Origin of the sequence: Synechococcus sp. CB0205 (genome assembly GCF_000179255.1) — a bacterium.
In the GTDB taxonomy this organism is placed as follows: domain Bacteria; phylum Cyanobacteriota; class Cyanobacteriia; order PCC-6307; family Cyanobiaceae; genus Vulcanococcus.
On the sequence record NZ_ADXM01000070.1, the window covers coordinates 45931 to 60284 of the forward strand.

Sequence of the window (14354 nt, forward strand, 5' to 3'; positions counted from 1 at the left end):
TTTTTATTGCCGTTGAAATGGGGTGACCCGGAGTCCACGCCTGCCAAGAGCATCCCGTGTGGCTGCTCCCTTCCGGTCCTGACCAGATTTGGGCGTCCGGGCCGCATGGGTCCGAGTCGGTCGGATGCTAGCAATGAGCCCCGTCCATGAGGTGATCGCCGGGTGCGACCTGCTGATCTACTCACCTGCAAGCAGGAGGGCCGGCCCATCGCCGTGCTCACCGCCTGGGATGCCCTCTCAGCGGCCCTCGTGGAAGAGGCCGGGGCGGACGCCATCTTGGTGGGCGACTCTCTGGCGATGGTGGTCCTCGGCCATGCCACCACCCTCCCGGTGACCCTGGAGGAGATGGTGATGCACACCCGGGCCGTGGGCCGCGGGCTGCAGCGCCCCGCCAACCAGCAGCCGCTGATCATCACGGATCTGCCCTTCCTCAGTTACCAGTGCGGCCTCGATCAGGCCGTGGCCGCAGCAGGACAGGTGCTGAAGAACAGCCCCGCTGCCGCCGTCAAACTCGAGGGCGGGGAACCGGAAACCCTGGCCGTTGTCGATCGGCTGGTGCGCTCCGGCATCCCTGTGATGGGACACCTGGGCCTCACCCCCCAGTCGGTCCATCGCCTGGGCTACCGGCGCCAGGCCCAGGACCCCATTAGCCAAGAGCGCCTCAAGCGCTCAGCCCGCGACCTCCAGGCCGCCGGCTGCTTCGCGCTGGTGCTCGAACATGTGCCCGCCGAGTTAGCCGGCGCCCTCAGCCAAGAGCTCCAGATCCCCGTCATTGGCATTGGCGCCGGTGAACAGTGCGACGGCCAGGTGCGGGTGACCGCCGACCTCCTGGGGCTCACCGCCAAACAACCACCGTTCTGCCCGCCCCTGCTGCAGGGCCGCGAGCTCTGTGTGGACGCCCTCAGGGGCTGGGTGGGGGGCCTTCAGCCTGCTCCTCCCACCACTCCAACCACTCCCGCAGCACCGCATTACTCAGAGCCAAGCCCTCTGGATCACTGAGCCGCCAGCGCTGGCCTTCCCGGCGGAGCAGACCACGCTCCAGATAGGGCTGCCAGCGCTGCATCAGTCCCGCCGGATCGAGCCCTGCCAGAAGCGGCGTGAGCAGGACACCCTCACGCCGGCGCAAACCGACCATCACCCGCTCATCGTTGGGCATGGGCTGGGGAGGCCCAAGCTCGCCAGGGTCCTGTTGCAGCCAGGCGGCGTAGCCCTCACGGGTGCGGGGGCGCGGCTGCCGCACCCCCCAGGGGGCAGCCGTCGCCCCCATGCCGAAGCCCCACCAGCCCGCACCGCTCCAGTAGACGCGGTTGTGGCGGGAGGCATGGCCCGGCAGGGCGTAGTTCGAGATCTCGTAGTGGCCAAAGCCAGCCGCCGCCAAGGTGCCGGCGGTCAGCTCCATCAAATCGGCAGAGAGGTCCTCCTCCGGCAGCTGCAATTCACCGCTGGACTCCAGCCGCTCAAACACCGTGCCGGGCTCCACGATCAAGTCGTAGACCGAGAGGTGGGGGGGCTCCAGCGCGAGGGCCTGCTGCAGCTGCATCCGCCAGTGCTCGGCCGTCGCCCCCGGCAGGCTCTGGATGAGGTCCAGGCTCCAACTGCTCAGTTCCCCCTGGGCGCGGGCCTGCTGAAGCCAGGCGGCTGCCTCAAGGAGGTCCCTGCAGCGATGCCTGCGCCCCAGACGCTCCAGAACAACGTCATCAAAACTCTGACCGCCCAGGCTGACCCGGTTGACCCCTGCCTTGAGATAGCCCTGCAGGCCTATGTGATCAAAGCTGGCTGGATCCAGCTCCAGGCTGATCTCCGCCCCCGGCGCGAAGCCATAACGCCTCTTCAAGCTCCGCAGCACAGCCCGCAGCTGCTCGGCCGTCAACATTGATGGGGTGCCGCCCCCGACATAGATGGTGGACAGGGGCGGTCCAGCCGGCGAGGCCTCAATCTCCCCGCAGAGCAGCTCCAGATAGGACTCGATCGAGCGACTGCCGGTCTGCCCGGGCGCGCCACCGGCTCGATCCCCCAGGGGCACCACCGGGAAGTCGCAATAGAAGCAACGGCGATGGCAAAACGGTATGTGCAGGTAGGCGCTGCGCGGGAGAGGCCGGTTACCTCCCTGGGCCAAACCCGCCGCAATAGGGCATGCTGCTTCCGAGCGACTGGCAGCCACAGCACCCGCCATGGTGGACACCCTCATCCTGGTGCTGTTCGTAATCTCCGGAGCCGCCGCGGGCTGGCTCGGGGTGGATCTACTGCCGGAGCAACAGTTAATCCGCATCCAGAACCTGGAGCAGCTGAGCTGGATCCTGGGCGGTGGCGGCGCCTTAGCGGGCCTCTTGGCGGGCTTTGTCTTCCAGCGCCTACGGCGCCGGCTGATGGAGCAGGTGCGCACCATGCCCACCGATCTGCTGGTGAGCCGGGCCGTGGGCCTGATCCTGGGCCTGCTGGTGGCCAACCTGCTGATCTCCCCCATCCTGTTCCTCTCCCTGCCTTGGGAGCTGGTGCTGGTGAAGCCGCTAGCGGCCATTGCCGCCAACGTCTTCTTTGGCGTCTCGGGCTACAACCTCGCCGAGGTCCATGGCCGCACCCTGCTGCGCCTGTTCAACCCCAACAGCACCGAAGCCCTGCTGGTGGCCGATGGGGTGCTGATGCCCGCCAGCGCCAAGATCCTCGACACGAGCGTGATCATCGATGGCCGCATCCGCGGACTGCTTGATTCGGGGCTTTTGGAAGGTCAGGTGATCGTGGCCCAGGCGGTGATTGATGAGCTGCAGGCCCTGGCCGACTCCTCCAACACCGAGAAACGGGGCAAGGGACGCCGCGGCCTCAAGCTGCTGAGCAACCTGAGAGAGCGTTACGGGCGTCGCCTGGTGGTCAACACCACCCGCTACGAGGGCAACGGTGTCGACAACAAGCTGCTGAAGCTGACCGCCGACACCGGCGGCACCCTGCTGACGGCCGACTACAACCTCGCCAAGGTCGGCGAGGTGCAGGAGCTGAAGGTGATGAACCTCAGCGAACTGGTCATCGCCCTTCGCCCTGAGGTGCAGCCGGGCGATGAACTCAGCATCAAGGTCGTCCGCGATGGCAAGGAATCCCACCAGGGGGTGGGCTACCTGGAGGACGGAACGATGGTGGTGGTCGATGGTGGCCACGGCCTCAGCGGCGAGCGCCTCCAGGTCACCGTCACAGGCGCGCTGCAGACCCCGACCGGCCGGATGGTCTTCGCCAAGCGCGATGGCTGGGAGGGAACCGAGAGCGCAGGCCCCACTCCTCCAAAGGGAAGCGGTAGCAATGCACGCAATCGCAGCAAGGCCAGCGGGAAACGCGGCGGCAAAGGCGATCAGGACCCCGCCAACCCCCGCTAGGCTCCGGCTTCATGCCAGCAGTGGATCCGCGGATGTCGGTGTCAGCCCCCTACTACGGCGATTCGGCCGTGATGCGCACCCCACCGCCTGACCTTCCCTCCCTCTTGCTGAAGGAGCGGATCGTCTATCTGGGTTTGCCCCTCTTCAGCGATGACGATGCCAAGCGTCAGATGGGCATCGACGTCACCGAGCTGATCATTGCCCAGCTCCTCTATCTGGAGTTCGACAACCCGGAGAAGCCGATCTTCTTCTACATCAACTCCACCGGCACCAGCTGGTACTCAGGCGATGCCATCGGCTTTGAGACCGAGGCCTTCGCCATCGCCGACACGATCCGCTACGTCAAGCCGCCGGTGCACACCATCTGCATCGGCCAGGCGATGGGCACCGCGGCGATGATCCTGAGCGCCGGCACCAAGGGCCACCGGGCTGCTCTGCCCCACGCTTCGATCGTGCTGCACCAGCCCCGCAGCGGCGCCCGCGGCCAGGCCAGCGACATCCAGATCCGGGCCAAGGAGGTGCTGCACAACAAGCGCACCATGCTCGAGATGCTCGCGGCCAACACCGGCAAGAGCACCGAAGAACTCTCCAAGGCCTCCGATCGGATGACCTACCTGACCGCGGAGCAGGCGGTGGAGTTCGGCCTGATCGATCGGGTCCTGACGAGCCAAAAAGACCTCCCCTCACCCGTGCCCGGCGGCATCGGCTGATTTCTCTTTCCCCGTTCTTCACTCACCCGACCAGCCATGCCCATCGGTACCCCGAGCGTTCCTTACCGCCTTCCCGGTAGCCAGTACGAGCGTTGGGTCGACATCTACACCCGCCTCGGTGTGGAGCGCATCCTCTTCCTCGGCTCTGAGGTCAACGACGCCATCGCCAACAGCCTGGTGGCGCAAATGCTGTACCTCGACTCCGATGACAACAGCAAGCCCATCTACCTGTACATCAACTCCCCGGGTGGCTCGGTGACCGCGGGCCTGGCGATCTACGACACGATCCAGTACGTCAAGAGTGACGTGGTGACCATCTGCGTGGGCCTGGCGGCCTCGATGGGTGCCTTCCTGCTCGGCGCCGGCACCAAAGGCAAGCGGCTCGCCCTGCCCCACAGCCGGATCATGATTCACCAGCCCCTGGGCGGCACCAGCCAGCGCCAGGCCAGTGACATCGAAATCGAGGCGCGGGAGATCCTGCGCATGAAGGACATGCTCAACAACAGCATGGCGGGCATGACCGGCCAACCGGTCGAGAAGATCGAGAAGGACACCGACCGGGACTACTTCATGAGTGCCGAGGAGGCCATGAACTACGGCCTGATCGACCGCGTGATCGCCCATCCCAACGAAGCCTGAGGGAGCCGGCCGGCGCTTTCGTAAGCTCGATCCTTGCTTAGCGCTGAACCGAAGCCCCTGATGGCCAAGCTGTACTACGACACCGACGCCGACCTCAGCCTGCTGAACGGCAAAACGGTGGCCATCATTGGCTACGGCTCCCAAGGCCACGCCCACGCCCTGAACCTCAAGGACAGCGGCGTGAACGTGGTGGTGGGCCTCTACGAAGGCAGCCGCTCCGCCGAGAAGGCCAAGGCCGATGGCCTGGAAGTGCTGAGCGTCAGCGACGCCTCGGCCAAGGCTGACTGGATCATGGTGCTCCTGCCCGATGAGACCCAGAAGGCCGTCTACGACGCAGAAATCACCCCCCACCTCAGTGCCGGCAAGGTGCTGAGCTTCGCCCACGGCTTCAACGTCCGCTTCGAGCTGATCAAGCCCCCCGCCGACGTGGACGTCGTGATGATCGCCCCCAAGGGCCCCGGTCACACCGTCCGTTGGGAGTACCAGAACGGCCAGGGCGTCCCTGCTCTGTTCGCCATCCACCAGGACGCCACCGGCAATGCCCGCGGCCTGGCCATGGCCTACGCCAAGGGCGTCGGCGGCACCCGCGCCGGCATCCTGGAGACCAACTTCAAGGAAGAGACCGAGACCGACCTCTTCGGTGAGCAGGCCGTTCTCTGCGGTGGCCTCTCCGAGCTGGTCAAGGCCGGTTTCGAGACCCTCGTGGAAGCCGGTTACCAGCCCGAGCTGGCCTACTTCGAGTGCCTGCACGAGGTGAAGCTGATCGTTGACCTGATGGTCAAGGGCGGCCTGACCGCCATGCGCGACTCCATCTCCAACACCGCCGAGTACGGCGACTACGTCAGCGGCCCTCGCCTGATCACCGCCGAGACCAAGGCCGAGATGAAGCGCATCCTGGGCGACATCCAGGACGGCACCTTCGCCCGCAACTTCGTGGCCGAATGCGAAGCCGGTAAGCCTGAGATGCAGAAGATCCGCGACCGCGACAGCCAGCACCCGATCGAGAACGTGGGCAAAGGCCTGCGCTCGATGTTCTCCTGGCTGAAGTCCGCCTGATTCAGGCCGCTCTGCAGCCATGACGCTGCTCGCTTCAGGGGTGGATTCCTTCTCGGGGATCCACCCTTTTTTATTGGTCCTCGCCGCGGCCGGCCTCGACCGACTGGTGGGGGATCCCCGCTGGTGCCTGCACCCTGTTGTGGTGATGGGCTGGTGGATCAGCCGGCTGCGCCAGCTGGCGGAGAGCTGGGCCAAAGGATCCCCGAGGCGCCTGCGGCTGGCGGGCTGTGGCATCACCCTGCTGTTGGTGCTCGGCAGCGGCGGCGCCGGCTGGGGGCTCGAGGAGATCTGCCAGACGCGCCCCTGGACCTGGCCGCTGCTGCTGATCGCGCTGGCCAGCGCCCTGGCCGGCCGCAGCCTGGAGCAGGCGGTGCAGGCCGTCCTGGCGGCGCTCAAAACGTCCACGGAACTCGGGCCAGCGCGAACGGCCTTGGGTTGGATCGTTGGGCGAGATACGACGGAGTTAAGCCGCCAGGAGATCCTGCGGGCCGCCGCGGAGACCGCCAGCGAAAACGCCGTTGATGGGCTGTTCGCGCCGCTGTTCTGGATGTTGATCGGGGTCGCCCTTTGGCCGTACGGGGGTCCTGGCCCGTTGGCGTTCGCCTGGGGGTTCAAAGCCGCCAGCACCCTCGATTCCATGCTCGGCTACCGCCGCGGGAGCCTGCGCTGGCTGGGCACCGCCGGAGCCAAGCTCGATGACCTGCTGGTCTGGCCGCCCTGCCGGCTCGTGGCCCTGAGCTTGCCGCTGGTGCAGGGACGCACCGCCAGACGGACCCTGTCCCTCGCCCAGCTGGCGTTGCAGGAAGGTCAGCCCGATCCCTCCCCCAATGCCGGGGTCTCCCAGGCGATCTATGCCCACTGCCTGGACGTTCAACTGGGCGGGGTCAATCGCTACGGGGAGCGGGAGACCCAGAAACCGCTGCTGGCAGAGGGAGCTCCGGCCCCCGAGGCCAGTGATGTGGAGCGGCTCCTGGGCCTGAGCCGCCGGCTTGAGGTGCTGTGGTTAGCGGCAGCGCTGTTAGTAGGCGCCGCGGTCCATCGGTAGAAGCACCACCCCAATCGTGCGCAGCACGATGCCCAGGTCGAGCCAGAAATTGCGGTTGCGGGCGTAGAAGAGATCGAGCTTGACCCGGGTTTCGTAGGGCAGGTTGTTGCGGCCGGAGACCTGCCAGAGGCCGGTCAGGCCCGGGCGGACCGCCAGCACCTCATCCATCGTGCGGCCGTAGCGCTCCAGCTCGTCCCAAACGATCGGTCTGGGGCCCACCACGCTCATCTCGCCCTTGAGCACATTGATGAACTGCGGCAGCTCATCGAGGCTGGAGCGACGCAGGAAACGGCCGATGGGCGTGATCCGGGGATCGTTCTTGAGCTTGAAATCCCGCTCAAATTCAGCCTGCAGCACCGGATCGGAAGCCAGGACCGAGGCCAAGACGCGATCGGCGTCCTTGCGCATCGTGCGGAACTTCAGGCAGCCAAACCCCTTGTAGCCGCGGCCAATGCGGCGCTGGCAATAGAAGACCGATCCCTTGGAGCTGAGCTTGACCAGCAGGGCCAACAGCAACAGCAGCGGCGAACCCAGGATCAAGACCAACAGCGAAAAGCTGATGTCACCGACACGCTTGAGGATGCGTCCGCGCTTGGACTGAGCCCTCAGCCAAGAGCTGGCCGTGGATTCAGCGGGAATCGAGTCAACGGCGGACAAACGGCGCAGTGATTGAGCAGCTTCCAGCTGTCATTAAAGAAGTCGAGTGTTCGCAGCGACACCCCGCCGCGGTCACTCAAGCCATAGGCACAGGCAGGGCTCGGCTGCGTTCCTGCCGCGTCCGTTGATGGCGGTTCCAGCTCTGCTCAATCACCGCCTCCATCCGCGCACGGAAACGCAGGGGGCTGAAGCCCTCCGCCCAGCGCCTGAGCCGTTCAGCGGGGAGTTGCTGCCAGAGCCGCCGCTGCTCAAAGCTCTCCAGGGCAGCCACGAGCGAGGCCACCTGCTGGTCCGGGAAGAGCAGGCCCGTGGGCTGGCTGTCCCCGCGTTGGATGCAGCGGACCGTATCCAATAGGCCCCCCTGCCCCAAGGCAATCACCGGCGCCCCAGCCGCCATCGCCTCCACCGGAGCGATGCCGAAGTCCTCGAGGCCGGCGTAGACGTAGGCGCGGCAACGGCTCAACCAAGCGTTGACGTCGTCCTGGGGAAGGCGACCCAGCAGGCGAACATTGGGGCCGGCCATGGCCTGCAGGCGCGCGCGCTCGGGCCCATCACCGATCACCACCAAGGGGAGCCCGGTGCGGTTGAAGGCCTCGACCACCAGATCCACACGCTTGTAGGGAACCAGCCGGCACAGGCAGAGGTAGACGTCATCTCGGGGTTGATCCCAACGGAAACGATCAACCTCCACCGGGGGGTGCACCACGGTGGACTCGCGGCCCCAGTAGCGGCGGATGCGCGAGGCCGTAAAGCGGGAGTTCGCCAGCAGCTGATCCGGGCGCTGGCCGCTCAGGACATCCCACTGACGCAGTTGATGCAGCTGCGCGCGAATCAAGGGCCCCAGACCACGCCGGGCCAGGGCGGACTTGCGCAGGTAGGCGTGCATCTGATCCCAGGCGTAGCGCACGGGGGTATGGACATAGCTCAGATGGCACTGATCCGGACCGGTCAGCACACCCTTGGCCACCAGATGGCTGCTGCTGAGCACCAGGGGGTAACCCGTCAGATCGAGCTGCTCAATCGCCATCGGCAGCAACGGCAGGTACTGCTGAACGTGACTGACCCCAAAGGGCAGGCGCTGCACAAAGGAGCTGGTGATCGAGCGACCGGCGAGCCAACTGCCGCGGCGACGACTCTCCCCATCCACCAGGGCAAACAGTTGGGGCTGCTGCAGCAGTGCATCGAGCTCCTGCACCACCAGTTCAGAGCCGCCCACCGACCGGGGGGTGAACCACTCGTGCACCAGGGCGATCGGCCCAATTCCAGCAAGCATGGGCCGAAGCCTAGGGGCGTTCCCTTGAAGTTTGATTGCCCGTCAGGTCACGAAACCTCTCAGCTGATTGCCGGCGAACGGCGAACTCTGAATGCTGAGAGGACTGTTCCTGAGCCATGGCCATCCGCGAGCTGCTGGAAGACGAGCTGAAGACTCCCTCCATTGGCACAACCGATTGCTTTAGCTGGCACGCCACCTCGGTGGGAATCGCCGCCCTCTGGACCGCTGGCCAGGCGCCGACGCCCCCCCCTATGACAACGCCCTCAAGGAGGGTCTCCAGGTCGGACTCGATCTGAGCCGCGAAGAACGGGAATTTCACCAGGTCAGCCAAGGGCTGGTCCTGGTCTTCCACAGCTGATCGATAACAACGGAGAGGGTGGGATTCGAACCCACGGAAGGTTGCCCTTCAAACGATTTCGAGTCGTTCGCTTTCGACCACTCAGCCACCTCTCCAGGCGACCCGGCCAGTGTACGGATCAAGCCGCCAGCTCAGCTCTGGTGCCATCCGCTGGTGGAACCGGCAGGGGGCCACCAGGCCGTAAGCCCCCGGCGCTGTTGGAGCTCCCTTCGCTCGCGCGCCGTTGGCACAAAACCCAGCCAAAGCGAGCCGCCGCCGCGGCCCTGGCGACGCCAGCTCCACCAGGCCTGCCGATCGGGCAGCACCTGCCAACGCTCCCGCCCAGCGCTCAGCAGAAGGCCCTGGCTATCGGCGCTGAGGCGGCTCACCTCCAAGCCCGGACTCCTGAGGCGCTGCTGCGGCAAGAGCCGATCGACGGTTGTCAGCGCCAGACGCGACCAACAGCCCTTGGACTCGGCCGGCAGCGGATCCAACAGGAGCAGCCAATCGAAGCGGGCAATCCCCAGTCCCTGGGCTAGTTGCTCCGCGCGGCGGCAACTGCTGGCGTCGGCCTTCAGGCTCACCAGGCCTGCCCGGCCCTGGTGGCGCGCAACGATCCACTGACGCGGGGCCTGACGCACCAGCAGCAACTGGTCTCGGCACTGCTGCCAGAGGCGCAGGCCGAGGGCCAGCGGCAGCAGCGGCAAGACCGCCAGGCGCCAGCGGCGTGGCGCCGGCAGCCACCACGGCAGCAGTCCCGCCAAAGCGAGCAACAGCAACAGCGGTCCGAGCCGGCCGATCGGCAACTGGGCCAGCGGCAAGCGCGCCATCAGCTGCACCAGGGCCAGCAACAGCTGGGCCAGCGGCACCAGCAGGAATGCCATGGCCGTGAGCAGCGGCGGCAGAAGCACCGCCGTCAGGGCCATCACCATGGCCCCCAAGGTCAGGGGCGTCAGCAGCGGAGCGGCCAGGACATTGGCCAGGACGGCGTAACTGGGCACCACGCCGAAGTGCAGCAGCTGCAGCGGCAGGGTCCAGAGCGAGGCGGCCAGGGGAATCGCCATTGCGCCGGCGGCCCAGCTCGGGAGCCAAAGGCCTAACCGCTCCTCCAACGGTCCGGCCGAGAGGATCAAACCTGCCGTGGCCGCCGCGCTCAGCTGAAAGCCCACGTCCAGCAGCCAGCTGGGGCGCCAAAGCAGCATCAACAGCAGGCAGACCAGCAATAAAGCCAAGGGCCGCGAACGCCGGCCGCTCTCCTTCAGGACAAACGCCATCGCCCCCATCAACAGGGCCCGGACGACCGAGGCCTGACCACCGGCCAGCAGGCCAAACAGCGCCATCGCCCCGAAGGCCGCCGGCCAGCGCACCAGCGCTGAAGCACGGCGCGTCAGCAGCAGCACCGCCCCCAACAGAACGCTCAGGTGAAACCCACTGGCGGCCAGGGCATGGGAGAGTCCCGCCGCGCGGAAGGCCTCCTTCACCCTCAGCGGCAAGGGGACCATCGCCTGCCCCAGGACCAACGCCGCCAGCAGCCCCCCCGGTTGCTCTCCGCCAACCCGCCGCAGTTCCGCCGCAATCCGTCGTCGCAGATCCGCCAGGGGTGTGGGCGGGCGGGCGATCAGGCTCCAGCGCTCGACCTGGAGTTCACTCCAGACCCCTTTGCCGGCCAAACGCTCCGCCGCCCCAGGCAGCAGGGGGTGCGGTCCCGAACGCAAGCGCTGCAGGCTTCCCTCAAGTTGCAGCCGCCAGCCCTGCTGGAGCTGCGGGCAGTCCAGAAAGCGCAAACGCAGCCGCCCCTGCGGCAGCTCCGCCAACACCGCACAGCCCTCGCCCATGGGACGCGTGTCCTGGAGCAGGCCGGCCTGGAGCTGAACCGGGACGGAACGCTGCGCCGCCGGGATCCAATGCACCGGGTCCGCCGCCAAGGGATGGGGACGGCCGATCCAGCCCCAGGTCCCCAGAAGCAGCAAGGCCAAGAGCAGGGCCAGCCGCCTGAACAGGGGCCAGCCCCGACGGCTGCAGCCATCGAGCTGGAGCAACCCCAGCAGAACGGCCAGAGCTGTTCGAGCAGCGAGTGGAAGGGGCAGCACCCCTAGCGACAACGACGCCAAGGCTCCGCTCAACAGCAACAGCGGCAAAGATCACCCCAGGCGGACTGGGGGGAGCGTTCCCGCAGTTAGGCCGGGACCGCCGCCTCTTGCTTAAGCAGCGGGAACCCCAACGCTTCGCGCTCCTCCAGCCAGGCCTCGGCAACTTGACGGGCCAGGTTGCGGATGCGGCCGATGGTGGCGGTGCGCTCCGTCACCGAGATCACGCCGCGGGCCTCCAGCAGGTTGAAGGTGTGGCTGCACTTCAGCACAAAGTCCAGGGCCGGAGCCGGCAGCTTCTTGGCCACCAGGTCCGCGGCCTCGGCCTCATAGATCGCGAACAGCTGCTTAAGGCGCTCGGGATTGGAGGCCTCAAAGTTGTAGGTGCACTGGCCCTTCTCAAACGGCAACCAGATGTCGCCGTAGGAGCGGTTGCCGTCCCAGGAGAGATCCCAGATGCTCTCGACGTCCTGTAGATACATGGCCAGACGCTCCAGGCCATAGGTGATCTCAATCGACACCGGCCGGCAGTCGATGCCACCGCACTGCTGGAAGTAGGTGAACTGGGTCACCTCCATGCCATCGAGCCAGACCTCCCAGCCCACACCCCAGGCGCCCAGGGTGGGGGACTCCCAGTTGTCCTCCACAAAGCGGATGTCGTGCTCCTTGGCGCGAATCCCCAGGGCCTCCAGCGAGGCGAGGTAGGTCTCCTGGATCGCATCCGGGCTGGGTTTGATCAGCACCTGGTACTGGAAGTAGTGCTGCGCTCGGTTGGGATTATCGCCATAGCGGCCATCGGTGGGACGGCGACAGGGCTCGGGATAGGCCACCGCCCAGGGCTCCGGCCCGATGGCCCGCAACACCGTGTGGGGGCTCATCGTTCCGGCACCCTTCTCCGTGTCGTAGGGCTGAAGGATCAGGCAACCCCGCTCGGCCCAGAAACGGTTCAGGGTCTGGATGATGTCCTGGAAGTGCACTGTCGTTGCTGCGCCTGGGTTTAGGTGGGTCAGAAAAGTTGGAATGAGTTGGAATGGGTAGTTCACAAGTCGTGAACCAACTCGCTTCAAAGACCCTCAACCCAACCGAGTTGGGTCGAAGTTGGGTTGATTCTCGCTAACCGCCGTCTAACCCAACTCGACAGAAGCGAAAGGCAAGCTCCGAAAAGCTGGCAAGGAAGTACAGACCTCAATGGAGCCAATGGAAAACGACGGCCAGACCAACCCGCTGCAGACCGAAGACAGACACTGACACGTCGGAACCAGCCGAACGCCTCCAAAGCAGAAGCGATTCACCTGAATCGATAAAGATTCAAGGTCCAGTGGAAAGAAGCCTGAGACCGCTTGCTTCGCTCCAGCTCCAGAAGGCATGAAAAAGGCTGCTGAAGCAGCCTGAGAACCCATGCGAAGACGCTGGTCTTCTTGGTTCCATCAAGGCTCAGCGAGCTTCAAAGCGCCATAACCAACGCCTAACTCAGACCAGTTCGCCGGGTGGCGTCAAGGCCAAAGCTCAAAATCGCGCACTTATTGGATCGGATCGGTGAAGCAGGGATCTAGACAGGACCGAAAGGTCAGTTGTCGCGAACAAAACGTTCAGCAAGTTAGAAACGGCACATCACTGCCGAAGCGGCTGCCGGATCACATGTTCACGACCGTTGGGGCGGGCGCAAGGGAACAGTTTCATGAGGCGGGGTGGCACCCGTCTCTTTTTTGTCTGTCTTCGGGTGCTTGGTCGGAGACCCCTATGGGGGTAAGTGGCGTCCTGGTAGGTGTGGGATAGGAGTTCGCAAAGTTGCGGCAAAAGCAGCTAGGGATTAAAAGCTAGCCGTAATTGGGAAAAGCCAAACAGTTTGCCACCCGCACCTCTGGATTCAATAAAGAATAGGGTTTTGAATGAAAAGCTAGAGTGTGCTAGCAACTAGATTACGTGTATTAACAACGCTCAAGGCGATCACTGAAGAAAGAATCTTCAGAGAAAGTGGAGAATACGATCAAACAACACTGTAGGCAAATCCATTTGGATCCTCCGCACTGACAGGCAGAGAGAGGAACTTTCTGTACAGGTCAGACGAATTCACCTTGAACGGAGAGATATTTTTAGCGCCCGGGAGAGAGATTCCCCATGGGTTATAGATAGTAAAATCGCTCGCTTGCTGGTTGTATCCAACTACTCCATAAGCATGCTTGCTCCTGAAGGTAAAACCAACTGCGTCTTGAGGAAGAGGATCAAGGGAGGCGTCCGCCCAGCTCATGCTTATAACAATTGCAGGCCCATTTCCCGAGTTTTTTGCTGATTGATAACCAGAGAGATACTGCTGCCATTCGAACGGAGAATTATAAACAGCGTTAGCATAGACATCCTGTTCATCTCGGTTGAAGCCATAGATAACGGCGCTCGGCTCAAGCATTGCCAGCGCCTCTCCCATTCCCCCATTCATTGAGACATAAGAGTTGAGAGCTCTGTGAAGTCCTCTGTAGTTTGAAAATATTTTAAGTTCCGATGCTTGTGCAGCAGCCTTTTCAAGCAGCGAAGGCCATAGTTGATCGGTCAGACTTCCGGAATGCGTAGACTTCATTCCTGCTATTTGATCACGATGACCATCATCTTTAACAGGCACTTGACGATTCACAGTAACCCAATGCTGGCCAGCCTCTCTATTATCTAATGGCAGACTTCGATCCGCAGGAAGTTCCCAGAATCGAACTCCATATGTGCCATCTCCATTATCAATAAACAAGTTCCTGATTGTGTCGTGTCTAAATTCAGCAATCGACGCAGAAGCTGCTACAAACCAACAATCACCGAGCCTCCCCTGATTGACAACAGAAAAGTCAATATCTCCTTCAAAGAGAGGACCTAGACCTTCAGCATAAGCAACAGTGGTATCGCGTATGTTATTAGCTACATCCCCCGGGAAAGTGGGATTAGGCAGGTCAGAACCCAAGAACCATTTCCCAATCAACCGGTCAAGCTGAGTGGAAGACGATCCAGCATGTAGGTCTCCCAAGTGATCAGCCTTAAGACGACCGCCTGTGTAGTATTCGTTGGCTACAGAGCCAAGGACGACGTTGTCAAAGATCTGCTGGTAGTAGGTGGCCGTGTCAGGTGCTAAATATGAAGAGAGGTTCCCAGATATTACACGTAGGTCATTGAATTCCTGAGCTGATACTTCGCCCCCATCTCCGGCGCTATAA

The 14354-nt window shown here is 64.0% G+C and carries 12 protein-coding genes, 1 tRNA gene, 1 other RNA gene and 1 pseudogene; 7 read left to right on the forward strand and 8 right to left on the reverse strand.

Annotated features, from left to right (window positions below):
* Positions 1-21 precede the first annotated feature (21 nt).
* Positions 22-118: signal recognition particle sRNA small type (ffs, locus tag CB0205_RS15545), an RNA gene on the reverse strand.
* Between the two features lie 44 nt (positions 119-162).
* On the opposite strand from ffs, the gene panB reads away from it, so the two are divergent.
* The gene (gene panB, locus CB0205_RS0113770; RefSeq protein ID WP_010318131.1) at positions 163-999 is read left to right on the forward strand and encodes a 3-methyl-2-oxobutanoate hydroxymethyltransferase; all 837 of its coding nucleotides are present in this window, start codon (positions 163-165) and stop codon (positions 997-999) included.
* Here the strand turns inward: panB and hemW are convergent.
* Positions 902-2188, reverse strand: coding sequence for a radical SAM family heme chaperone HemW (gene hemW, locus CB0205_RS0113775; protein WP_232197340.1), 1287 nt, complete (start codon positions 2186-2188; stop codon positions 902-904). The genes panB and hemW overlap by 98 nt on opposite strands.
* On the opposite strand from hemW, the gene CB0205_RS14970 reads away from it, so the two are divergent.
* From CB0205_RS14970 to cbiB, 5 genes are read left to right on the forward strand one after another with little or no spacing between them, the layout of a single operon-like run.
* The gene (locus tag CB0205_RS14970; RefSeq protein ID WP_010318133.1) at positions 2172-3359 is read left to right on the forward strand and encodes a PIN/TRAM domain-containing protein; all 1188 of its coding nucleotides are present in this window, start codon (positions 2172-2174) and stop codon (positions 3357-3359) included. The two genes, hemW and CB0205_RS14970, sit on opposite strands and share 17 nt — an antisense overlap.
* Positions 3360-3391: 32 nt before the next feature.
* Positions 3392-4069: an ATP-dependent Clp protease proteolytic subunit gene (locus CB0205_RS0113785; protein ID WP_010318134.1), complete on the forward strand. Its 678-nt coding sequence runs from the start codon at positions 3392-3394 to the stop codon at positions 4067-4069.
* A gap of 36 nt (positions 4070-4105) precedes the next feature.
* Positions 4106-4708, forward strand: a complete 603-nt coding sequence (locus tag CB0205_RS0113790; RefSeq protein ID WP_010318135.1) for an ATP-dependent Clp protease proteolytic subunit — start codon at positions 4106-4108, stop codon at positions 4706-4708.
* A gap of 60 nt (positions 4709-4768) precedes the next feature.
* A complete protein-coding gene (gene ilvC, locus CB0205_RS0113795; protein ID WP_010318136.1) occupies positions 4769-5764 on the forward strand; it encodes a ketol-acid reductoisomerase in 996 nt (331 codons plus the stop codon).
* A 19-nt stretch (positions 5765-5783) separates the two neighbouring features.
* Entirely contained in the window at positions 5784-6809 is a 1026-nt protein-coding gene (cbiB, locus tag CB0205_RS0113800; RefSeq protein ID WP_010318137.1) for an adenosylcobinamide-phosphate synthase CbiB, read from the forward strand.
* On the opposite strand, the gene CB0205_RS0113805 is transcribed toward cbiB, so the two are convergent.
* Positions 6783-7466: a sugar transferase gene (locus tag CB0205_RS0113805; protein ID WP_010318139.1), complete on the reverse strand. Its 684-nt coding sequence runs from the start codon at positions 7464-7466 to the stop codon at positions 6783-6785. The two genes, cbiB and CB0205_RS0113805, sit on opposite strands and share 27 nt — an antisense overlap.
* 76 nt (positions 7467-7542) lie before the next feature.
* Positions 7543-8739: a glycosyltransferase gene (locus CB0205_RS0113810; RefSeq protein ID WP_010318141.1), complete on the reverse strand. Its 1197-nt coding sequence runs from the start codon at positions 8737-8739 to the stop codon at positions 7543-7545.
* 116 nt (positions 8740-8855) lie between these two features.
* Between CB0205_RS0113810 and CB0205_RS16575 the strand changes: the two are divergent.
* Positions 8856-9097, forward strand: a pseudogene (locus CB0205_RS16575) (hypothetical protein).
* A 10-nt stretch (positions 9098-9107) separates the two neighbouring features.
* Here CB0205_RS16575 and CB0205_RS0113820 read toward each other — a convergent pair.
* From CB0205_RS0113820 to CB0205_RS15555, 4 genes are all read right to left on the reverse strand, one after another.
* Positions 9108-9192 (reverse strand) — tRNA-Ser (locus tag CB0205_RS0113820).
* Between the two features lie 36 nt (positions 9193-9228).
* Entirely contained in the window at positions 9229-11166 is a 1938-nt protein-coding gene (locus CB0205_RS0113825) for a ComEC/Rec2 family competence protein (RefSeq protein WP_232197341.1), read from the reverse strand.
* Positions 11167-11252: 86 nt separating this feature from the next.
* Positions 11253-12140 carry a glycine--tRNA ligase subunit alpha gene (glyQ, locus tag CB0205_RS0113830; RefSeq protein WP_010318148.1) on the reverse strand — a complete coding sequence of 296 codons (888 nt, stop codon included), beginning with the start codon at positions 12138-12140 and terminating at the stop codon, positions 11253-11255.
* A gap of 1010 nt (positions 12141-13150) precedes the next feature.
* On the reverse strand, positions 13151-14354 hold a 1204-nt coding region (locus tag CB0205_RS15555; protein WP_198001946.1), incomplete at its 5' end, for a C2 family cysteine protease.

What these genes read in the sequence shown, in the direction of transcription:
- CB0205_RS14970 (WP_010318133.1), top strand. Translation starts at nt 2,172, where the DNA reads ATGGTGGACACCCTCATCCTGGTGCTGTTCGTAATCTCCGGAGCCGCC.
- hemW (WP_232197340.1), bottom strand. Translation starts at nt 2,188, where the DNA reads ATGAGGGTGTCCACCATGGCGGGTGCTGTGGCTGCCAGTCGCTCGGAA.
- CB0205_RS0113785 (WP_010318134.1), top strand. Translation starts at nt 3,392, where the DNA reads ATGTCGGTGTCAGCCCCCTACTACGGCGATTCGGCCGTGATGCGCACC.
- CB0205_RS0113790 (WP_010318135.1), top strand. Translation starts at nt 4,106, where the DNA reads ATGCCCATCGGTACCCCGAGCGTTCCTTACCGCCTTCCCGGTAGCCAG.
- ilvC (WP_010318136.1), top strand. Translation starts at nt 4,769, where the DNA reads ATGGCCAAGCTGTACTACGACACCGACGCCGACCTCAGCCTGCTGAAC.
- cbiB (WP_010318137.1), top strand. Translation starts at nt 5,784, where the DNA reads ATGACGCTGCTCGCTTCAGGGGTGGATTCCTTCTCGGGGATCCACCCT.
- CB0205_RS0113810 (WP_010318141.1), bottom strand. Translation starts at nt 8,739, where the DNA reads ATGCTTGCTGGAATTGGGCCGATCGCCCTGGTGCACGAGTGGTTCACC.